The sequence below is a fragment of the Marinitoga sp. 1138 genome (assembly GCF_013363265.1).
GTDB lineage: Bacteria > Thermotogota > Thermotogae > Petrotogales > Petrotogaceae > Marinitoga > Marinitoga piezophila.
This window is the reverse complement of the sequence record NZ_LBFA01000005.1, coordinates 37,739-58,983: the sequence shown is the minus strand read 5'-3', so window position 1 is coordinate 58,983 and position 21,245 is coordinate 37,739. Positions and strand designations below refer to the sequence as shown.

Annotated in this window: 21 protein-coding genes and 1 pseudogene; 1 reads left to right on the top strand and 21 read right to left on the bottom strand. The window is 28.5% G+C overall.

Going from position 1 to position 21,245, the window contains the following annotated elements:
* Positions 1–954, bottom strand: a 954-nt coding sequence (locus XO11_RS01860) for an AAA family ATPase (protein ID WP_175418074.1), incomplete at its 3' end; no start/stop codon positions are given.
* Between the two features lie 508 nt (positions 955–1,462).
* Between XO11_RS01860 and XO11_RS10710 the strand changes: the two are divergent.
* Positions 1,463–1,594: pseudogene (locus XO11_RS10710) on the top strand (TrpB-like pyridoxal-phosphate dependent enzyme); the annotation flags it as partial.
* Positions 1,595–1,633: 39 nt separating this feature from the next.
* Here the strand turns inward: XO11_RS10710 and XO11_RS01845 are convergent.
* The 20 genes from XO11_RS01845 to XO11_RS01750 all read right to left on the bottom strand — a co-directional run bounded on the left by XO11_RS01845 (position 1,634) and on the right by XO11_RS01750 (position 21,045).
* Positions 1,634–2,878 (bottom strand): hypothetical protein, encoded by a 1,245-nt coding sequence (locus tag XO11_RS01845; protein ID WP_175418073.1) that lies wholly within the window; start codon positions 2,876–2,878, stop codon positions 1,634–1,636.
* 4 nt (positions 2,879–2,882) lie between these two features.
* Complete coding sequence (locus XO11_RS01840; protein ID WP_014295793.1) at positions 2,883–4,022, bottom strand: GspE/PulE family protein; 1,140 nt, start codon at positions 4,020–4,022, stop codon at positions 2,883–2,885.
* Positions 4,012–5,124 (bottom strand): cell division protein FtsZ, encoded by a 1,113-nt coding sequence (gene ftsZ / locus XO11_RS01835; protein ID WP_014295792.1) that lies wholly within the window; start codon positions 5,122–5,124, stop codon positions 4,012–4,014. The genes XO11_RS01840 and ftsZ overlap by 11 nt, the downstream gene beginning before the upstream one ends.
* A complete protein-coding gene (locus XO11_RS01830; RefSeq protein WP_075780180.1) occupies positions 5,114–6,430 on the bottom strand; it encodes a cell division protein FtsA in 1,317 nt (438 codons plus the stop codon). The genes ftsZ and XO11_RS01830 overlap by 11 nt, the downstream gene beginning before the upstream one ends.
* A gap of 11 nt (positions 6,431–6,441) precedes the next feature.
* Positions 6,442–6,915 carry a DUF4894 domain-containing protein gene (locus tag XO11_RS01825; RefSeq protein ID WP_075780179.1) on the bottom strand — a complete coding sequence of 158 codons (474 nt, stop codon included), beginning with the start codon at positions 6,913–6,915 and terminating at the stop codon, positions 6,442–6,444.
* Position 6,916: 1 nt separating this feature from the next.
* Positions 6,917–8,845: a type IIA DNA topoisomerase subunit B gene (locus XO11_RS01820; protein WP_014295789.1), complete on the bottom strand. Its 1,929-nt coding sequence runs from the start codon at positions 8,843–8,845 to the stop codon at positions 6,917–6,919.
* Entirely contained in the window at positions 8,842–9,141 is a 300-nt protein-coding gene (locus tag XO11_RS01815; RefSeq protein ID WP_014295788.1) for a DciA family protein, read from the bottom strand. Before XO11_RS01815 ends, XO11_RS01820 begins: the two co-directional genes overlap by 4 nt.
* Position 9,142: 1 nt before the next feature.
* Positions 9,143–9,964 (bottom strand): aminotransferase class IV, encoded by an 822-nt coding sequence (locus XO11_RS01810; RefSeq protein ID WP_014295787.1) that lies wholly within the window; start codon positions 9,962–9,964, stop codon positions 9,143–9,145.
* Positions 9,954–11,246, bottom strand: coding sequence for a tRNA (N(6)-L-threonylcarbamoyladenosine(37)-C(2))-methylthiotransferase MtaB (gene mtaB, locus XO11_RS01805; protein WP_014295786.1), 1,293 nt, complete (start codon positions 11,244–11,246; stop codon positions 9,954–9,956). Before mtaB ends, XO11_RS01810 begins: the two co-directional genes overlap by 11 nt.
* A 2-nt stretch (positions 11,247–11,248) precedes the next feature.
* A complete protein-coding gene (locus XO11_RS01800; protein WP_014295785.1) occupies positions 11,249–11,701 on the bottom strand; it encodes an HPP family protein in 453 nt (150 codons plus the stop codon).
* Positions 11,701–12,657 carry a 1-phosphofructokinase family hexose kinase gene (locus tag XO11_RS01795; protein WP_014295784.1) on the bottom strand — a complete coding sequence of 319 codons (957 nt, stop codon included), beginning with the start codon at positions 12,655–12,657 and terminating at the stop codon, positions 11,701–11,703. Before XO11_RS01795 ends, XO11_RS01800 begins: the two co-directional genes overlap by 1 nt.
* Positions 12,658–12,728: 71 nt before the next feature.
* Positions 12,729–14,228 carry a murein biosynthesis integral membrane protein MurJ gene (murJ, locus tag XO11_RS01790; protein WP_014295783.1) on the bottom strand — a complete coding sequence of 500 codons (1,500 nt, stop codon included), beginning with the start codon at positions 14,226–14,228 and terminating at the stop codon, positions 12,729–12,731.
* A gap of 54 nt (positions 14,229–14,282) precedes the next feature.
* A complete protein-coding gene (locus XO11_RS01785) occupies positions 14,283–14,657 on the bottom strand; it encodes a CoA-binding protein (protein ID WP_041638713.1) in 375 nt (124 codons plus the stop codon).
* A 14-nt stretch (positions 14,658–14,671) separates the two neighbouring features.
* Positions 14,672–15,580 (bottom strand): AEC family transporter, encoded by a 909-nt coding sequence (locus XO11_RS01780; RefSeq protein ID WP_175418072.1) that lies wholly within the window; start codon positions 15,578–15,580, stop codon positions 14,672–14,674.
* A 4-nt stretch (positions 15,581–15,584) separates the two neighbouring features.
* A complete protein-coding gene (locus tag XO11_RS01775) occupies positions 15,585–16,772 on the bottom strand; it encodes a L,D-transpeptidase family protein (RefSeq protein WP_175418071.1) in 1,188 nt (395 codons plus the stop codon).
* Positions 16,699–17,907: a bifunctional phosphopantothenoylcysteine decarboxylase/phosphopantothenate--cysteine ligase CoaBC gene (gene coaBC / locus XO11_RS01770; RefSeq protein ID WP_014295779.1), complete on the bottom strand. Its 1,209-nt coding sequence runs from the start codon at positions 17,905–17,907 to the stop codon at positions 16,699–16,701. Before coaBC ends, XO11_RS01775 begins: the two co-directional genes overlap by 74 nt.
* On the bottom strand, positions 17,888–19,294 hold the full coding sequence (gene gltX, locus XO11_RS01765; RefSeq protein WP_014295778.1) for a glutamate--tRNA ligase: 1,407 nt from the start codon (positions 19,292–19,294) through the stop codon (positions 17,888–17,890). Before gltX ends, coaBC begins: the two co-directional genes overlap by 20 nt.
* Positions 19,291–19,815, bottom strand: a complete 525-nt coding sequence (locus XO11_RS01760) for a TIGR00725 family protein (protein WP_014295777.1) — start codon at positions 19,813–19,815, stop codon at positions 19,291–19,293. The genes gltX and XO11_RS01760 overlap by 4 nt, the downstream gene beginning before the upstream one ends.
* A gap of 5 nt (positions 19,816–19,820) precedes the next feature.
* Entirely contained in the window at positions 19,821–20,531 is a 711-nt protein-coding gene (gene lptB, locus XO11_RS01755) for an LPS export ABC transporter ATP-binding protein (protein ID WP_014295776.1), read from the bottom strand.
* Positions 20,532–20,535: 4 nt separating this feature from the next.
* Positions 20,536–21,045, bottom strand: a complete 510-nt coding sequence (locus XO11_RS01750; RefSeq protein ID WP_175418070.1) for an OmpH family outer membrane protein — start codon at positions 21,043–21,045, stop codon at positions 20,536–20,538.
* Between the last annotated feature and the right edge of the window lie 200 nt (positions 21,046–21,245).

Sequence of the window (21,245 nt, the reverse complement as noted above, 5' to 3'; positions counted from 1 at the left end):
TGAGAAATCTTCTGCACTTACTGGTGTTTTTACTAAATCTTCATACTCTATCTTTTTGCCTTTTATGTATTCATACAAAAAACTTGGTGAGCCACTTTCAAACCAGTAGTTTCTAAGTTCTTTTTTCTGGAAAAATTGTAATATCGAAAATGGATTATATACTGTATGTTCTCCATCAAATGAGAATCCATTATAATATCTTTTCATTTCCTCTAATAATTCTTTTTTTGTTATTCCAAACTTTTTTGCCGTTTCTTCTATATGTTCTTTAAAATAATATTCTAACTCTTCCTGTGTATATCCAAACATCTGTGAATATGCTGTATCTAATGATATATCGTTTAAATTGTTTAATGCTGAAAATACTCCTGTTTTGGTGAATTTTGTGATTCCGGTTATGAATACGAATTTTATATATTCGCTATTTGCTTTTATTTTTTTATAGAACTCCCTTAAAAATCCTCTGAACATTTCAGCTTTTTCCTTATCGTTTATATGTTCTAATATTGGTGCTTCATATTCATCTATTAAAATCACTACTTTTTCTTTTTTTGAAAGTTTCATTATTAATTCGTCAAATGCAAATGTGTAATCTGTTTCGGTTATCTCTATTTCGTTTCTTTCCCCTTCCTGTTCTATCATCTTTACCAGACTTTTTTTGAATTTTTCTTCGCTCTCCGTTGATGACTTAAACAAATTTAATCTTATTATTGGATATTCTTTGAAATCCCATTTATCGTATATATATGTTCCTTCGAATAATTCTTTTTCTCCTTTAAACAAGTAATATAATGTTGATACTGTTAAACTTTTTCCAAATCTTCGTGGCCTTGATAAGAATGTTGGTACTCCAGAATATACCATTTCCCATATGTATTTTGTTTTATCTACATATATATAATCTCCTGTTATTATTTCCTTATAATCTTCTATCCCTGTTGGTAATTTTTTCATCAATTCCACCTCCAGTATTTATCCTATTTTATTATATCATATTGCAATATGATGTATTAACTTTTTTGGAATTCTTTACTTTTTGAAATTTTTGTAGTATAATATACAAAAATTATTATAAAGAGGTTTTGTGTATGGGAAATTATTATAATAGAAATATAGTTGTAAATACAAATTTTAATAGAGTAAATTGGTGGTGGACGCCCGGTGGGTGTCTACTGCTTTGTCATGCTTCGGAAAAATGAGGCATTAAAGCGAGTGATTATTAATTAATGTAGGCAGTCACCGGATATCCAAATTGGATATCCGGTTTTTTTATTTTAAATTACAAATTTGAAAGAAAGGGGTTGATTTTATGGGTAAAAGAGAAAGAGTTTATTTGTCTGTTGAGGAGATGCCAAAATACTGGTATAATGCATTAGCTGATTTGCCATTTGAACTTGATCCACCTTTAAATCCACAAACTAAGGAAATAATGAAACCAGAAGAGTTAGAAGCTATTTTTTCAGCTCCTGAATCTTCCCATGCAATTGCTGGTGCAATTAAGGAAGCAATTGAAGCAAAAGAAAATAAAGAAGAGAAGGTTATTGTATTTACATTGTCCGGTCATGGGCTTCTTGATTTAACAGCGTATTCTTAATAAAAAGCCAACCATGGAAAATCATGGTTGGCTTTTTTATTATTTATTTTGATTAATTCCAACATATACAGTTACTTTTCTTTCGATTACACTTTCATTTGTTTTTACAGTATAAATTAATTGATATTTTCCTGGAATTGATAAAGTTACAGGACGATCGTAAGGTGAGAGGTAATATACTATAGCCTTTCCACCAGCATTTATGTATATTCTCCTTTTGTCGGAATTTTCATAGTTGAATACAACTGTGTTTTTATCAAGATTAATGAGTCTTAACGAATATCCCGTAATTTCAATAAATCTTTCTTTTTTGAGGTCTTTGTTATTGATATAAAATATTCCCTGAAATTTTTCATTTACTGGATAAAAGAGATAAGTATCCATTGACAGACTTATGTTTTTTAATTTTGTTTCAATTTTATCTGTAATTGGGAACGGAATATATACAGCCTGATTAAATTGTTTTGAAACGAAATATAGATCATATGTTCCCTTTTCTATTCTTGGTATATTAAAATCATTTACTTTTTTCTCAAGAGATTTTAATGTTAAATAACCAAAATCTACAGGAATTTCTTTTATTAATTTCTTTTTTTTGGTATATATTTGAATTGTTCCTTTAAATTCAAATTGTCTGGTTTCTTCAGAATAGTTTCTTGCCTCTATGATGAGTTGAGGATACTCATTTTCAAGGAAGAAGCCTTTTTTTAGATAGACATTATATCTAACTGTATGTATATAATCTATTTCTTTGTGCAATTTTATTTCTTTTCCATTTGAATTAAATGTGGAATATATTATGTATTTACCGTCAGGAATTTTTGAAAGAGGGTTTATATTCATTAGATCAAATATTTTTTTTGTTTCATATGGCGATAATTGATATTTTATTATTTTTGGATATTCGAATTTATAGAATGTTTCGCTTGAATCTCCTGTTATTTTGTAGATTATAAACTTAAATGAATCTATTTTTACATCTATTGGTGAGGTAGTACTATTGTTCATAGAAACAGAGACTGTTAAAGGATCAGGGTATGTGTATTTGTCTGAGGAAAATATTGAATAAGAAATTTTGTCAACTAAAACATAAAATCCGAAATTATATCGAGGAAAATATTTTTTTGAAATGAATATAAAAGCTATTGCGAGTATTGAAATAAAGATAATAAGCATATTGTTTATTTTTTGTCTTCTTTTTTGAATTTGACGCAATTTATCTTTTTTTGCTTTTTCCTCATCTAATTTTTTCCATTCTTCAGGACTTTTTGAATAATAACCCATTATATCATCCCCCTATGCTAGTGATGAATTGATTGTATTCTTCTGTATCTATTTTTCCCTGAATTAATAATCTATTTAGCTGAATTTCTGGTGATATATAAAAAATGGAGTTTTTAATTTCATCTATTTTGTTAGAAAGAATCATTTGTTTTGTATACTCATTTATGTGAAGGATTTCGAAAACAGGAATTATGTCAGAGTATCCAGTGTATTTACAGGTTTCGCACCCTTTTTTATTACAAGAACAAAGTATTTTTACAAATCGCTGATTGTAGATAATTTTTAAAGTGTCAAGAAGATATGATTTATTTAATCCTAATAATTCTAATCGTTGAATTGCATTAAATACATTATTTGCGTGAATTGTTGAAAATACATAATGTCCAGTCATTGCTGATTCAAGAGTTAGCTTTGCAAATTCATCTGTTCTTATTTCTCCAGTCATTATTATGTCTGGATCATGACGTAATATATTTTTTAATATAGAAGTTTTTTGAGAATCATTTTTTATTTCAATTTGTTCTGCACCGGGAATTATATATTCTAAGGGATTTTCGATAGTTATTATTTTTTTAGTTTTTTCTTTTAAAAGTTGAAGTATTATAAAGGCTAATGAGGTTGTTTTTCCGCTACCTGTTGGCCCTGAAAAAATAATTAAACCATCTTTATGTAGTTTTATTGACTCAATACTTTTTAAGAATTCTTCAGGATATTTAAGATTTTCTATTGTTAAGTCATTTATTGTTTTTAATTTCCTGATTACACAATTTGTTCCGTAATTATTGTTTATCAATGAAACTCTAAAATAATTATTCAAAAAAGTAAAGGACCCATCTGCTGGATCCCTATTATTTATTATGTCTATTTTACTCATTATCTGTATTTTTGTTAATATTTTCTTATATTCATCTTTTTCGAGTTCTGATAATTTTATTAATTCAGTATTATATCTATAATATATTGTTACACATGATTTTTTAGAAGAAAAGTGAAGATCACTTATATTGTTATTTAATAAATACATCATTATATCTTCAAATGAAGATAATCTTGAGGAATTTGTATCTTCAGTTTTTTTGAAAAAATCCACAGTTGAATTTGTAAATAATTGTTCAATAGCAAGTTTTTCCAGTTTACTCTTCATAATCTCCCTGCTGAGCTTCAAGATATTTTTCTAATTTTATTCGTTCTTCATTTGCAACATTGTTTCCAAATAACCTATATACTGCAGGTATTTCGTAAATGTTTTCACCATCATATTCGTTCATGATTTTGTTGTAGCCAGCTGCAACAATAGTTACTTTTAATTCATCTGGTTGCATATCTTCAACTTCAGTAATTCCGTATTTTAAATTTACTTCATCTGTTGAGTAAGAATGAAGTATAGAAGTTACTATTTTTAAATCTTTTAATGTAGGATTTTTACCAGATACATTAACTAATGCTGCTGTTGCATTTTGAACAGAATTTTCAAGGAATTTAGAGTTTAAAGCATTTTTAGCTGCTTCTTCTGCTCTATTGTCTCCTTTACCCCAACCTATACCAAGCATTGCTGAACCTCTTCTTTTTAATACTGATTCAACGTCAGCAAAGTCTGTATTAACAAGACCTTTTTTGGTAATTAAGTCTGAAATACCTGTGATACCCTGGTATAATATGTCATCAGCTTTAGCAAATGCCTGTCTAATTGGGATATCATCATTGTCTTCAAGTAATTTGTCATTTGATATTTTTATTAATGTGTCTACATATGGTTTTAATTTGTTTAAACCTCTGTTTGCGATTTTTTGTTTTGTAGAACCTTCAAAGTGGAAAGGTATTGTAACTACAGCAACAGTTAATATTCCTAATTCTCTTGCAACTCTTGCAATTACAGGAGAGGCACCGGTACCTGTTCCACCACCTAAGCCAGCAGTGATAAATAACAGGTCAGTTCCCTGAATCATTTCACGTATTTCATCAATACTTTCTTCGGCAGCCTTTTCTCCTTTATCAGGATTTCCACCAGCCCCAAGTCCTCTGGTAAGTTCTTTACCAAGTTGAAGTTTGAATTTTGCACTGCTTGCTTCAAGGACCTGAACATCTGTATTAGCTGCGATAAGGTCAACATCTTTTACACCAAGACGAACCATTCGTTCTATGGCATTATTTCCAGCGCCGCCGACCCCCATTACTTTTATTACATATTTAGGTCTTTTATGGAAAATTTCTTTATTTTCATCTGGCATAGGTAAATTAAATGGCATCTTCATTACCCCCTAACAGGATTCTACCTAATTTTGCGAAGAATCCACTCTTTTTTTCCTGTTTTTCTTGAATTCTTGGATTATTTTCAATTACATTTTCTTCAGATTCTTCTATGTATAATTTTGGAATATTTGTACCGCTAAAATATAGGTTAATTGTACCAATAAGTGGTGCAAAAAGAGGATCTTTGTAAATTTCTTCAGCATTTTCAATATAGAAATTGGATGAATTGTTTACAGCAATACCCAATCTTGTTTGCAATCCCATAAAATCGGATATTGTTTTTTCTATGTTTTTGATTCTTGCACCTCCGCCTGTATGAACAACTCCAGCCTGTAATCCTCCAGCAATTTCAACAGTGTTTTCATACTCTAATTTTGCAAGATCGCTGTTTAATTTGTTTATGATTTCTCTTACTCTTGCAAATACAATTTTGTTTAAAAGATTTTGTGTTGTATATTCATAGTGATCACCAACAAGGCTTAAATAATCAATCTTTTTAACAGCTTTTGTATCCTGAAGACATACAGCATGGTCTTCTAAAAGCCTAAGAGCCTCTTTTTCAGAAGTTTTTAATACGTGCATTATATCTTTTAATACATATTCCACACCAACTTCAAAGTCAAGATAGAATTTTGGTATTCCATCTTTGAATAAAAGCATACGTGCTTTTGAATGACCTAAATCAATTATTCCAACTCCTAAGTTTCTATCTGATGTATTGGTTACACCATATGCTGCTGCAAGTGTCGAATCGTATATAGGGATTTCTCCTTCGATTAGATTTTTTATTGTATTTCTAATAGGTGCAAACGAGTTTTCTGGTACCCATACAACATTTATTGTTGAGTTTAATGAGTAATTTGCTACAAATGCAACAGGGTTTTTAACTCTTTTTTCGTCAACTTCGAAATCTACAAATTTTATATCTAATACTTCTTTATTGGATTCAGAATATTTTTGCTGTATATTTGCTTTTATCTTTTCAAGATCCATTTCTGTTATTTCTTTTGGTTCTGTGAATTCAAGTGTATAATTTTCTCTTGATATTTTTAATTCGTTTGTTGCATATGAAATTATTATTTCTATTTCTCTTGCTTTACTATTTTCCCCTTCAAGTGAGTATATAACATTTTCTATCTTTTTTCTTAATGATTTTACATCCTGTATTTGTCCTTTGACGATTCCTTCAGCACGTTCTATTGCACTTGATATTAACTGAAAATTACCTCTATTTTCTTCAATTGCGATTCCTTTTACATAGTAATTTCCAATATCGATAGCATAAATTACCTTTTTGGCCATTTTAATCCCTCCTAATAAATGCTGATTAAACTACCACCAGAGAGTAAATAATAACTTCCCGGTTCATATTTTTCAAGTTTTTTTAATGTTTGATTTAAATAATTTACAACTTCATCCCATGAGTTATAAAATATTTTGTATTCTGGATTTATATATATAATTTTATTTTTAAAATCTATAGTAGATATATAATTTAATTCGTTAAGAGTCAATTTGTTTATTTTATCTTTGTATTTTAAGAAGTCATTATATTCTATGTTTGGAAAACCTAAAATAGGAATATCAGATATTTTAAAAATATAACCATTTTTGTTTAGTAAAAAATACCTATGATTTATCTCTACAACGCATATTGGCTGAGATATATTATCTAATATAGGACGAACAGGTTTAGAAGGGATAATTAAATAAGATAGTATTATATAAAATATTATAAAAACATATAATACTGTTGTAATAAGTATTATCGAACGTTGAACGTTCATCTTAGATGTCTAACTCCTTAACCTTTAATGCGTGTTCTTCAATAAATTCCCTTCTAGCTGAAGGATCACTTCCCATTAAGATTTCAAGAATTTCTTCTGTTTCTACAATATCATCAATATTAATTTGAATTAATTTTCTCTTTTCAGGATTCATTGTGGTTTCCCATAATTGATCTGAATTCATTTCACCAAGACCTTTATATCTCTGAAGTGAATACTTTTTTCCTTCAAATTCTTTTTTTAATTCCTCTAATTCAGCATCTGAGTATAAATATTTTTCAAATTTACCAGATTTAAATTTGTATAGAGGAGGTTGAGCTGCATATATTCTTCCAGCTTTAAGTAATTCTGGCATAAACCTGTAAAATAATGCTAATAACAATGTTCTAATATGAGCTCCGTCAACATCAGCATCTGTCATTATTATTATCTTTCCATAACGTAATTTTGATATATCAAAGTTTTCGCCAATTCCCGTTCCAATAGCCGAAATTATGTTAGCTACCTGTTCATTTTTCATTAATCTTTCAATATCATGCTTTTCTACATTTATTATTTTACCTCTTAAAGGTAATATAGCCTGGAAATTTCTATCTCTTGCGGTTTTAGCATTTCCACCAGCAGAATTACCTTCAACAATAAATAATTCTGATTCATCGAGATTATTTGATGTACAATCTGCCAATTTCCCAGGTAATGGCGAATTTTCAAATATAGATTTTCTTTTTACCTTTTCTCTTGCTTTTCTTGCACTTATTCTTGCTCTTGCAGCTTCTTTTATTCTTTCAAATATTAATTTTGTATCTTTGGGGTGTGAATCAAGATATTTTACTAAATATTCCGCGACTATATCGTTTACAGCTGCTCTAACTTCTTTACTTCCCAGTTTTGCTTTTGTTTGTCCTTCAAAAACAGGATCAGGAAGTTTAATACTTAATATAGCTATTAAACCTTCTCTGACATCTTCGCCCGTAAAATTAGGATCTTTTTCTTTTAAAAATCCAGCTTTTTTGGCATAGTCATTCATTACTCTTGTAAGTGTTGTTTTAAATGCTGATTCGTGTTCCCCGCCTTCTACAGTTCTTATATTGTTAACAAAACTGAATATGTGAGGATAATCGTTTCTTGTATACATCATTGAAAATTCAACTATTATATCTGAAAAGTTTTCGCCACGAGGATTTTTAAAAGAACCTTTTCCAAAAATTGGTGATTCATGAATAGGTGCTTTTTTATTCTTTTTTATTAAATAATCAAGAAATTCAGAAAGTCCTTCTTTAAAAAGGAATTTTTGTTTTTTATTTCTTTTTTCATCTATAAATTCTATTTCGAGACCAGGGTTTAAGAAAGCCAATTCCCTTAATCTATTTTCTATGATTTGACCTTCAACTTCAATATCTCCATTTTCAAAGATTTCAGCATCAGGTTTAAATTTTATATGTGTACCTGTTTTATTCGTCTCACCTAATATTTCTACTTCAGTTACCTTTTTTCCTCTTGAATATTTTTGATAATAAATTTTTCCATTTCTATGAACCCATACTTCTAAGAATTCTGATAATGCATTAACAACAGATGCACCAACTCCGTGGAGCCCACCACTTATTTTATATGTTTCTGTATTAAATTTACCTCCAGCATGTAAAGTTGTAAATACAACTTCAAGAGTGTCTTTTTTTTCTGTAGGGTGTGGACCAACTGGAATACCTCTTCCGTTATCCATTACTTCTATAGTATCATCTTCATTTATTTTTACCATTATTTTGGTACAGAAACCACTCATATATTCATCAACACTATTGTCAACAATTTCATATACAAGATGGTTTAAACCTGCTTTTCCAATTGATCCAATATACATACCAGGTCTTTTTCTAACAGGTTCTAAACCTTTTAATACTTTAATATCTTCTTGAGAATAATGGCTCATCTAACAGCACCTCCAGTAAATTTTATGCTTTTTATCCTGTCTATTTGCAATGAATTATTAATTTCTTTTATTAATTTATTTTTTTTAAATAGAATTTCCTGTTTTATGTAGTTGTTTTCAACATACAAAAAAAGCGTGGAGGTTTTTAAATCTATATCAACCACCTCCACTGAGGTAAAATTATATTTATCTAAAATTGCTGATATCTTATTTTTTATCTCGTCAAGCAACATAATTTTTTTTATAACATTGTTTTTTGAAGATAATTCATATAAGATATCTTTGATTTCTTTCATATTAATCCCAATATTCGTTGTTTTGTATAATAAAGTCTTTCCAGTAATTTATTAATGTTTCAGTTGTAATACCTGGGGCATTAAAGGTAAAATTAGGAACTATTCTTCTTACTGGAACAATTCCTGCACTTGTATGAGTTAAGAATATTTCATCTGCTGATAATAATTCCCATAATTCAATATTTCTTTCTTCAAAGTCTATATTGAAGCTTTTTATAAGGTCGATAACAACTTTTCTTGTAATTCCAGGTAATATACCAGCTGATAAAGGAGGAGTTATAATTACTCCAGCACTTACCATAAATAGATTTGATTTTGTTCCTTCAGTTACATAACCAAATTCGTTTAATACTATTGCATCATAATACACATTGTATTTTTGTCTTAAATATAATCCATAGCCATTTAGAGAAGTTTTTACATAATATGGAATAACGGGATTTTTTGGTTTTCTTTCTCGAGATATTGCCAAAACAACTCCACTTTCTCTTAAATCATCAACTTCATATATCGGCTCAATAAACGCATAAAAACTTTTATTTTTTGATGTGTATTTGTTAATTAATATTTTTATTCTTATGTCTTCTTTGCAATTAAACTTTTTAACTCCTTCAAGAAGAGTTTCTTTTAGTTTATTGTATTCAGGGAATTCTAATCCCAAAAATATGGCAGATTTTTTTAATCTTTCATAGTGAAAGTTAAGGGCAAATAGATTTTTGTTGTATGTTCTAATGGTTTCGTAAGTAGAATATCCGTTAAATATTTCAAAATCTTCACTTTTATATTCAGTACTTTCTATCCATTCTTTTGAATTATAAAACACTTGATATCACTCCAGTATTTTCAATTTTATTTATTTTTACTTTATGAAAATCATTTAAGTTTATACTATTATTTAATATTTTATGGTATATATAATATTCATCATATCCGTAACTGTATTGATTATCCTTTTTTTCTATAAGAATTTCTGGGGTTATACCAGAGTTAATTAATTTTTTTAAATATTGTTCATTTGAATTTTTTATGTATTGTTGCAATTGTTTCATGCGGGCTTTTTTTATTTCACCTGAAATTTGGTGAGGCATTTTTGACGCTTTGGTATTTGGACGTGATGAATATCTAAATGCATGAACTCTTGAGAATGGATATTTATTAATAAATTCTAATAATATTTCAAAATCTTCATTAGTTTCGCCTGGAAAACCAACAATTATATCTGAGGATATGGAAAAAATATCGTTTATTCTAAAAATCATATCGAATAAATTTATTAGATATTTTTCATTATATTTTCTTCCCATATTTTCCAGAACTTTTGTGGAAACATGCTGGAGTGATAAATGTATGTGTTTTTCGAAAATTTTGCTCTCATTGAGAAATTGAATGATATTTTCATTGATGAAATCGGGATATAAAGAACTAATCCTAAAACGAATTTTTTGGGATTGATATTTTTTTTCAATATCCATTATCAGATTTAATAAATTATAATCTGTTCCATAACCATAATAGGTTAAATTGATGCCAGTAATAATAAATTCTTTTACCCCTTTTTTAATAAGAGAATCAATTTTTTTGAATATCTCATCTTTTGAGACACTTCTTATTTTATTTCCTCTTGCGAATATTATTCTACAATATGTACAGAACTCAAGACATCCTTCTTCAATTGGCAGGAAATATCTTGAATAATTATTATAAGGTTTTTGAGGTAGAAATATTTTTTCATTTTTTGAATGCCAATAATCAAGGTCTACAAAGACACCATTTTTATCTATATAATTTTCTATGTATTTTTTTTCAAGGTTTCCTAAGATTAGATCAACACCATTTTCCAGTAATGATTTCGTATCTGTATGTGTGTAACACCCAACAACAACGACTTTGGTATCAGGTTTTTCTCTTTTGGTCTTCCTTATTAATTGGCGAATTTTCCTTTCGGCTTCAGAAGTTACTGTGCATGAGTTTATAATTAATATATCACTCTTAGTTGATTTGTCATATTCAACAATATAATTTAAAGAAGATAATTTCTCACCAATTACTTCACTTTCAGCCTGATTTAATTTGCATCCATATGTAACTATATTAACTTTTTCCAATATTATTCCTCCAAAATACCCTTTGCTGCTAAACTTAAAAGTTTAATTCTTCTTACAATACCAATAAGCCTGTTATCATAATCAACAACAGGAACTATTTTTAAACTCTTTTTTATTATTACATCGGCAACATGTAAAGCTGTGTCGTCATAATAAACTTTTGTAGGATTTTTATCCATTATTTCTGAAACGGGTTTGTTTAAAATATGACCTAATCCTTTTATGAATTGTTGAGAATCAGGGATAAATGAAGTAGATTGCATTAGAGATAAATATCCCGGGATAGAAGCTTTTATTACCATTGATTCGCTTAATAATCCAACGAGGTGAAATTCGGAATCTACAACAGGCAACGCTGAGTATCCATGCCTTTCACATAAAGTTATAAATCTATCTATAGTTACGTCCTCTGCTAAGGAAGTTACATCTTTTAACATAATATCTTCTACTTTCATTATTTCACCTTCTTTACTTCAAAGTAATTTAGATATTTATGAATCTCTTCTATATCTTCAATATACTTTTCGATATGATGAACTTTGGCAATAGCAGTTGCCATACCAAATTTTGCAGCTTCAAGGTAATTATATCCATTCTTTAATATATAATATATAATTCCTGTCATGAAAGAGTCACCAACACCAAATAAATGAGATCTATCAACATTTTCTTCTAATTTGAATAACCAGATTCCTTCAGGGGTTGCAATTATATCTCCTTCAACATGATAACTGAGAACAGCTAATTTTGCGCCATGTTTTATAATATCTTCTGCAGCATATACATAGTCATCCATTTCTTTTAATTCTCTATCAAAATATTTTTTCTCTCTTCTTAAGTCAATTCTTACTACCATAGGACATGATTTTTCAATTGCCTCGTTAAAATGAGGACCATTTGCTTCCATATATGTTGTAACCCCATTTTTCTTTGCAAGTTCAAACATTCTTGCATAGATATCAACTGGTGCATTAGGTGGAATGCTTCCAGAAATTAAAACATGTTCTACAAGAGAAAGTGAATTTTTATATCTTTGAATCATATGGTTAATATCTATTTCCTGAAGTTTTGGACCACTTGAATTAATTTGAGTAATTGTGTGATTTTTCAGGTCCAATATAGCGATATTTTCACGAGTTTCTTCCTCAACAAAAACAAAGTTTGCAGTTATATTTTTATCTTCGAGTAATTTTTCTAAAAACACTCTTCCAACAAATCCGCCTAAAAAACCCAAGGCCATGTTTTCAACGCCTAATTTACTAAGCATTTTTGATACATTGATACCTTTTCCACCAGGTTCCATTACAGAATTAGATGGATTAGAAATTCTAAACATATGTCCGCATTTAAAGTCTTCTACGATTATTTCTCTATCTAGTGAAGGATTTAATGTTACGGTCATTACATCCATAATTTAGCCCCCTCAAAATTATTTGTTATATTCATCTTTATTATACCACAAATGTCAAATTTTGTGAATTTTTAACCATTTTTTTTGAGTTTATTTTTTAGCATTTTTGATATTTCGGTGAAGTATTTACAATTTAGCAAATATGCCGCAACAGCGTATATTATCATTCCTTCAATAACAAGTATAAGTGTGTAGATGTTTGATATATATAATTTCTTTGATATATATAATATTGTTCCCATAATAAATGATGCAATAAAGATTTTTAATACTTCAATTATGTCATTTTTATCAAAATGTGCAAATAAATCCCAGCCCAGAATTATCATACCAATCATTCCTGAAATTGATGTTGCCAAACCAATTCCGGCAGTTCCAAAATATTTAGCAAGTATAATATCGAGTATTATGTTAATTGTAACCATTATAAATGAAATTTTTGTTGGTTTTTTGGAGTCTAATTTTGAATAATAATTTCTTACAAGAATACCGTGAATGGAATAGAAAACAATACCAATAGAATATGCAATTAATGTGTAGGCAGTTGCTGTTGTATCATTTGAAGTAAAGCTACCATGCTGATATATTAATTTAATTATTTCTTTGCTTAATATAATTAATCCAGATGCAGCGGGAATTGTTAAAAATAAGGATATGATTATCGCTTCTTTAAACTCTTTTACAAAATTTTCCATATCATCTTTTGCAGATAATTTAGATAATCTTGGAAGAATAACGTTTGCGATGCTCACAGAAAAAATTGCTAAAGGCAATTGATATAATCTTAATGCATATTGGATAGTTGCAACTCCACCTTCTCCAGTCCAGGTTGCAACATTTGTATCCACAATACTATTAATATGAGAAATGGCAACACCAAATAATGCAGGAATAAACATTACCATTATTTCGTTTATATAGTCTTTTTTTATAACAGGATAATATTTAAAATATTTTTTCTTATGTACGTAAATATAAACAAAGAATAATTGAAAAAATCCGCCAAGGAGAAACCCAATTGTTGGACCTAAAATTTTAATAGGAAAATATACAGAAAATAAAATACCTAATATGGTAAAAACATTGGTTATTGCTGGTGATACTCCCGAGATAAAGAAATTGCTTTCATTATGTAAAATACTGGCAAATATCGACCATATGGAAATAAAAGTAATAAATGGAAATGTGATTTTCATTAAAAAGGCAGAAAGGTTTAAATATTCTTTATCTAAACCACTTCCGAGTATTTTAGCAAAAATTGGTGAATAAAAAAATACTAGAATATATAGAGAAAATGTGATTAAAAATAAAATATTTATTGCGGTGCTTGCAAATAGATCAGCCTCTTTTCCTTTTTTTCTATTGTATAAAGGAATGAATACAGTAGAAAAAGCACCTTCAGCAAATATTCTTCTTAGAAAAAATGGAAGAAGTATTGCTATAATATAGGCATCATATTCTCCACTTCTTCCAAAGTAATATGCGAAAAGCATATCTCTGAATAATCCAAGAAAACGACTTACCATTGTGGCAGATGCAAATATTGCGGTGTATTTTAAAATCCCAGACATTATAACAGCCCCTTTTTATTTACTATTATAAAAGAAAGCCCTTTAATAGGGCTTTTATATTGTTTCAACCATTATACATTTATAGAACAGGTAATCAACTTCTGGATCATTTAATGAATCCAAGAATTCTTTGATTTCCTGAGATTCGGCACCTGGTTGATACCAGAATTTTTTAAATCCATTTTTATAAGCCTCTTTTGTAATTTCTAATCCAATTTTAGGCGGGACAACAAAGTTTAAAACATCAACTTCTGGTAATTCATTAACTGATTTATATGTTTTAATTCCTTCTATTTCATCATAATTTGGAGTTACTGGTAATACTTCATATCCTTTTTTTACAAGGTCTTTTAAGATTTTATATCCAAATTTTGATTTATTTGTTGTGGCACCTATTAACGCGATTTTTTTTATTTTTGATATATCTATCATATTAATTCCTCCTAAAGATTAATAAGATAATATAATAATGGAACAGTTAAAATTGATAATAGAGTACTTACAAAAACAAGCAAATTACCTAATGCAGGATTTATCTTTAATTCTTCAGTAATAAATGATACATTCATTCCAACAGGCATTCCTGCTTCAATTACAAATATCGCTCCAAGAATAGGGTCAAATTTTAATAGTTTTACTATAAAAATGGCGAGAACTGGAAATACAATTAATCTGAAAAAAGTAGTTAAAATGGTATCGTATAAATCATAGATTTTAATTTTTATTTTTGATAAAGAAACACCGATGTTTATAAGAATGATCACAATACTTGCATTTTTTATCATTTCAATTGGTTCAGAAATAACAGCTGGAAAGTTATACCAGAATATATTATTTGCACCTAATATCCATCCAATTAAGAATCCCCATAACATGGGTAATTTAACCATATTTAATAATCCTTTTTTTATATTTCCTGTAAGAATAACTATACCTATTGAAAATGAAAGTAATGTCATTGCAATAACGTAAATTACAGCTTTAGCAATATATTCATCTCCAAATAGTGCACCAACAACGGGATATCCTAAATATCCGCCATTTGAAAACATCAATGCAAAAGATATAATTCCCCATTCAGATTTTATGAGGTTCAATTTTTTTAGGATAAATGGAATTAAAATAGCTAATATAAAAAGGATTATATATCCTGAAAAAAATACTTTCAATTCATCTGATTTTGGTGGATGAGAATTTATTGCTGTAAATGCTAAAACATTTCCTGCAACCCATATTGTAATTTTATTTAGAATTTTATTGTCATATTCTTCAAATGTTTTGCCGAGAATATATCCAATAGAGATTATAATGAAAAGAGGTAATACCCTGAAAAAAGCAAGAGAAAATAACATCTATTCACCTCACTGATTTTATAGCATATACTTCTGTTCCAATTCCTGTTAAAAAGTCGAGAAGTTCAACATCCTGATTAAATAATCTTATGCAGCCGTGAGAAATACGTTTCCCGATTTCCCATGGCTTTGTAGTACCATGAATTCCATATTGTTCTTCTGAGAGTTGTAACCATCTACTTCCAATTCCATTAATTATTGATCCCGGTTTTATGTATTCACCATACCAATATAATGCAGGTTCTTTTTCTTTATACATAATTCTATAATATCCAGGTGGTGTTGCATCGCTTCTTCCAACTGCAGCTGGAAAAGTTAAAACCTTTTCACCAAGATAATATAGATTTAAAATACTTTTATCAAGATCTACCGTAATAACCAAAGGACTTTCACCAAATCGTAATTTCCCTATTTTTAGTAACTGTCCGGAGTATATTTTTTTAGGATCTTTAATATTATTATATAGAACAATTTCACCGGGTTTTACTCCAAATTTTCGGGCGATTTTATATATTGAATCACCTTTTTTGACAAGATAATTGCTTATAAATTCAACTCTATAAGACGCTCCTTTAAGATTAGAAGAACCAAAAAACCAATCTTTTTTAAAGAATTTTATTTTTTTTGAAAAAGAGATTTTATATGTATTTTCATAGGTTATATCGAGAGTGTGAAATCCGTTATCAAGATTTTGTGGAAGATAGAAAATATTATTTTCAGTATTTAATAGTTCAATTTTATTATCAATTTTAATTCCTGTAATTTTGAATTCATTATTTGAATTATTTACAAGAACTCCTTTCCAGCCATCTGGTGTTTCAATTGTTGAAATTTCTGCATTTAAAGGTGTAGAAAAATGTTTTAATTTAATAAAATTATGAAAAGTAAGAGTTTTATGACCATTTAAGGAATCAAATTCAATATTGAATGTGAGAATATCGTTTTTTGAAAAATCATTGATATTAATTTTTATTCCTATATACGATGGAGTTGTAGAATATTCAGGTATTACTCTGAATCCACCTGAATAAACAGATACATGCGGATTTATCATTTTTTCTTTTGTAATAAACTTTAAAAATATAATATTGTCATGAAAATCATCAATACTTAGAGTGTTAGCTATTAATAAGCTTTGAAATATAATCAGCAATATTAATAGCAATATTCTTTTTGGTGTTTTTTTCAACATGGGTAACATCTCCCAATTTATTAAGAATATAAACTTCATTATAATCCACATTAAAACCTGTTTCTGCTTTTGATACATCATTTGCAATAATCAAATCGCAATTTTTTTCTTTGAGTTTTTTCTTTGCATATTCAATGAGATTATTAGTTTCTGCGGCAAAGCCCACTAGTAATTGATTTTCTTTCTTTATTTTTCCTATTGTTTTTAAAATATCAGGATTTTTTATTAATTCTAAGGTTATTGAGTCTTTATCTTTCTTTATCTTTTGTTTTGAAGCATTTTTTACTTTGAAATCAGACACAGCAGCTGTCATTATTATAATATTCATATTTTCGTATTTATCTTTTGCTGCTTCTAACATTTCTTCAGCAGTAGTTATATTAATAATTTCTTTTATTAATGGAGAAGGTTTTAAGTTTGTAGGACCTGAAATTAATATTACTTCAGCTCCTCTTAATGCGAATTCTTTTGCAATTTCATATCCCATTTTTCCACTTGATTTATTTGTTATATTTCTTACAGGATCTATCGGCTCAACAGTAGGACCAGCAGTGATTAGTATTTTTTTTCCTTTGAAGTCTTGTGGAGATAAGAATTTTTCTATATATTCCATGATTATTTCATTGTCAGGATATCTTCCTTTTCCTATTTCGCCACATGCAAGATGACCAACTTCTGGTTCAACAATTGTCCAACCATCATTTTTTAAATTTTTCAAATTTCGTTGAAATGCTGGTGAATCATACATTCTTGTATTCATTGTTGGAACTACTATTTTCGCTTTTTTTCTAAAGGCTAAACCTATTAATGAAACAAGATCATCTGAAATTCCATTCGCAATTTTTGCAATTATATTTGAAGTAGCTGGTGCAACAACAAAAACATCGCTTTCCATTGAAAGCTGTGTGTGGGGAATCCAACCATCTTTAACTTCATTAAAGTAATCACTATAAACTGGACAATTTCCAACAGCAGAGAAAACTACAGGTGAAATCATTTTTTTTGCATCTTCTGTCATAACTATATTAAGTTGTGCATTTGTTTTTCTTAATCTTGATGCAAGATCTACTGCTTTGTATATAGCAATTCCGCTACTTACGCCAAGCGTAATTTTTTTATCCTTGAATCTGTTCATTTAAAAACACCTCTGTTTTTTTAAGACGAGAAATTGTTTTTTCTTTTCCCAATACGGCTATTGACTCAAATAATCCCGGAGTCACTAACTTTCCCAATACAGCCCCTCTAATTGTTTGAAATGTGTTCTTTTTGGAAGTGATTTTTAAATCGGCAATTTCTCTTATAGTTTTTTCAACGCTTTCTATTGTATATTCTTGTAATTCTTCAAATTTTGTTATAGTTGTTTTTAAAAGTTCTGGTGCCCATTCTTTTTTTAGAAACTTTTGTATGTATTTTTCATCATAATCATAATTGTCGTTGAAAAAGTTATATGAAAAATCTTTTAATTGTTTTAATGTGTTAATTTTTTCTCTTGAGATTTTTATTACTTCTTTTGAAAAATCTATGTCTTTTTCCAGCATATTAATAAATTCAATATCATTAATATATCCAAGCCATTCTTTAAGTTCAGAATATAATTCTTCTATATCCAATAATCTTAAATGTTTTCCACAAATCCATTCAAGTTTTTCATAATCAAATATAACACCTTTGTTAGAGATTTTTTCCGGAACAAAATTATCTATTTTATCTTTGAAATTAAAGATTTCATCTTCTATTGTCCAGCCCAATAAAGCAAGGTAGTTCATTAAAGCTGATTTTAAGTAACCTTCTTTTCTAAAAAAGTCAACAGTGGTGCCTCCATGTCTTTTGCTTAAAGGTTTTCTGTCATTTCCAAGGATTAAAGGGATATGCATAAATTCTGGAATATTCCAGTTAAAAGCCTGATATAATAATATCTGTTTTTGAGTATTTGAAATATGGTCTTCACCACGAATTACATGAGTAATTTCCATATAATGATCATCAATTACAACGGTAAAATTATATACGGGAATTCCATTTGATCTCAGGATTATAAAATCATCAATATATTCATTTTTAAATTCAATTTCTCCTTTTAAAAGGTCATTGAATCTTACAGAACCTTCTTTATTTATTTTAAATTTTACAACAATAGAAAAATCTTTTGTATTATATTCTTCAGGAAATTCATATGATTTGTGTATAACTTCTTCACCCTTATACACAGCATAATAAGCTTTTTCTTCTTTCAATAATTGATTTATATGTTCTTTATAAATTTCCAATCTTTCGCTTTGTCTATAAGGACCAAAATCTCCCCCTTTATCAGGTCCCTCATCCCAGTCAAGACCACACCATTTCATTGAATCAAGTATTTCATTTTCAAATTCTTTACTTGAACGTTCTAAATCTGTATCTTCAATACGCAGAATAAATTTTCCGTTATTTTTTTTTGCATATAACCAGTTAAATAAAGCTGTTCTAACTCCGCCAACATGTAAATGCCCAGTAGGGCTTGGAGCAAATCTTAGACGTATCATTTTTCAACCTCCATTTTTTTCAATAACTTTTCAAGTTCTTCTATGGTATTTACAGAATAAACTTTTGCTGTTTTTCTATTGTCAAGATATGTATTTTCTATTAAACATTTTTTTATTCTATCAGTCCATCCACCTGTGTTATTCATTAAAATAATAGGTTTTCCGTTTGCATATGCACCCAATAATTCAATGGCTGTACCAATTTCACCACCTATGCTAATAATTACATCAACGCTTTTTACAAGAACAAATGATCTCATTGAAAAATCCAGGCCGGTTTTTATGTGGTAATCTATATATTGATTTCCATCTATTTCCCAGGGAAGAATTCCCACAGTAACTCCGTTGCTTTCTTTAGCACCTTTTGAAACAATTTCCATAATTCCATTTCTTCCACCGCTATATAATATCCATCCATTTTTTGCAATCATTTTTCCAATTTCAAAGGTAATTTCAGAAAGATTTTTAATTTTTTCTTCGGTTAATTCTCCCGAATATCCAATCACTCCAATTTTCAACATTTATATCACCAACCCAGATAATTTTCAATAACTTTTTCATCTTTTAAAACTTCTTCAGGTTTTCCATGAGCAATAACATTACCTTTATGAACGACATATAATATATCAACAACTTCAGCAATTTCATCAACATTGTGATCTGTAACAATTACACCTAACCCTCTTTTAGAAAGAGATTTGATGATTTTTTGTATATCTTTTACTGTAATAGGATCAATTCCTACAAACGGTTCATCGAGAAGAATAAATTTAGGTTTCATTAGCAATGTTCTTGCAAACTCCAATCTTCTTTTTTCACCACCGGATAAGGAGTCAGCAATTTGATTTTTAAGTTCTAATATTCCAAATTCGCTTAATATATCTGTAATGATTTTTTCTTTGTTTTCAATTTTTAACATGGAAGCAATTAAATCCATGTTATCCCATACAGTTAAATTTCTAAAAACAGAAGGTTCCTGTGGAAGATATGCAATTCCATTCTTTGCACGTATATGTACAGGTAAATGAGTTATTTTAATATTGTCCAATAATACCTCACCGCTTTTAGGTACTACAATACCAAGAATAGTTTTAAATAAAGTAGATTTTCCGGCACCGTTGGGACCAAGGATCCCAACAATTTCACCAGTGCCGGCTTCAAAATCTACTCCATTTAAAACTATTTTTCTTCCATACTTTTTTATAATTTTTTTGCAAACAAGTGTATGTTTTTCCATCGAATTAATTTGCACCCGCTGTTTTTAACATTTCAATAATTTGCGGAGTTATATCTACTAATTCATCAGCATATAAAACTGATGGTTCATATAATACTAAGTTGTAACCATTATCTTTAGCGTATTTCACTATTTTTTCTTTTACTTCTGCTAATAATTCATTTGTCTTCTTTGTGTATTCATCCTGAATAGCTTTTTGATATTCATTAATTCTTAACTGTAATTCCTGTTGTTTTTTTACCAATTCATCATTTGTAGCACCTGAGTTTTTTAAGTCTTCAAATTCTTTTTGTAATTTATTGATTTTTCCCTGATAATACTGTAAGTCGTTTTTGTATTTTTCCTGTAAGTCCTGCCATTTGTAATAGGACTGAGTTACTTTTTCCATTTGTACAAATGCTATTTTTAAGTTTTTCCCTGTTTCTCTGGAATTTTCAGAAATTCCAATTTTAGGAATAAATAAAAATGCTGCAATAAGCGCTACTGCCACTAAGAGTTTTGAAGTTTTTTTCACCAAAAACACCTCCTGAAAAATTTTTAATCTCTGTATATTATATCATTATTTGTATAATTTAAAAAACATTTTTTTTGAAAAAAGATTATTTATTTCTTAATTTATAATACATGAACTTGAATAATAAATTGATATTAATCTTAACATTTTAGTATTATCATAATAATACCCCTATCCTCCTTAAAATAAATTAAGGAATT

Excerpts from the sequence above, each read along its gene's own strand:
- XO11_RS01830 (WP_075780180.1), bottom strand. The coding sequence starts at position 6,430 with ATGGCCAAAAAGGTAATTTATGCTATCGATATTGGAAATTACTATGTA.
- XO11_RS01800 (WP_014295785.1), bottom strand. The coding sequence starts at position 11,701 with ATGAAAGTAGAAGATATTATGTTAAAAGATGTAACTTCCTTAGCAGAG.
- lptB (WP_014295776.1), bottom strand. The coding sequence starts at position 20,531 with ATGGAAAAACATACACTTGTTTGCAAAAAAATTATAAAAAAGTATGGA.
- coaBC (WP_014295779.1), bottom strand. The coding sequence starts at position 17,907 with ATGAACAGATTCAAGGATAAAAAAATTACGCTTGGCGTAAGTAGCGGA.
- XO11_RS01760 (WP_014295777.1), bottom strand. The coding sequence starts at position 19,815 with ATGTTGAAAATTGGAGTGATTGGATATTCGGGAGAATTAACCGAAGAA.
- XO11_RS01825 (WP_075780179.1), bottom strand. The coding sequence starts at position 6,915 with ATGAACGTTCAACGTTCGATAATACTTATTACAACAGTATTATATGTT.
- ftsZ (WP_014295792.1), bottom strand. The coding sequence starts at position 5,124 with ATGCCATTTAATTTACCTATGCCAGATGAAAATAAAGAAATTTTCCAT.
- murJ (WP_014295783.1), bottom strand. The coding sequence starts at position 14,228 with ATGTCTGGGATTTTAAAATACACCGCAATATTTGCATCTGCCACAATG.
- XO11_RS01795 (WP_014295784.1), bottom strand. The coding sequence starts at position 12,657 with ATGGATGTAATGACCGTAACATTAAATCCTTCACTAGATAGAGAAATA.
- XO11_RS01820 (WP_014295789.1), bottom strand. The coding sequence starts at position 8,845 with ATGAGCCATTATTCTCAAGAAGATATTAAAGTATTAAAAGGTTTAGAA.
- XO11_RS01815 (WP_014295788.1), bottom strand. The coding sequence starts at position 9,141 with ATGAAAGAAATCAAAGATATCTTATATGAATTATCTTCAAAAAACAAT.
- gltX (WP_014295778.1), bottom strand. The coding sequence starts at position 19,294 with ATGATACGTCTAAGATTTGCTCCAAGCCCTACTGGGCATTTACATGTT.
- XO11_RS01840 (WP_014295793.1), bottom strand. The coding sequence starts at position 4,022 with ATGAAGAGTAAACTGGAAAAACTTGCTATTGAACAATTATTTACAAAT.
- XO11_RS01775 (WP_175418071.1), bottom strand. The coding sequence starts at position 16,772 with ATGTTGAAAAAAACACCAAAAAGAATATTGCTATTAATATTGCTGATT.
- XO11_RS01780 (WP_175418072.1), bottom strand. The coding sequence starts at position 15,580 with ATGTTATTTTCTCTTGCTTTTTTCAGGGTATTACCTCTTTTCATTATA.
- XO11_RS01845 (WP_175418073.1), bottom strand. The coding sequence starts at position 2,878 with ATGGGTTATTATTCAAAAAGTCCTGAAGAATGGAAAAAATTAGATGAG.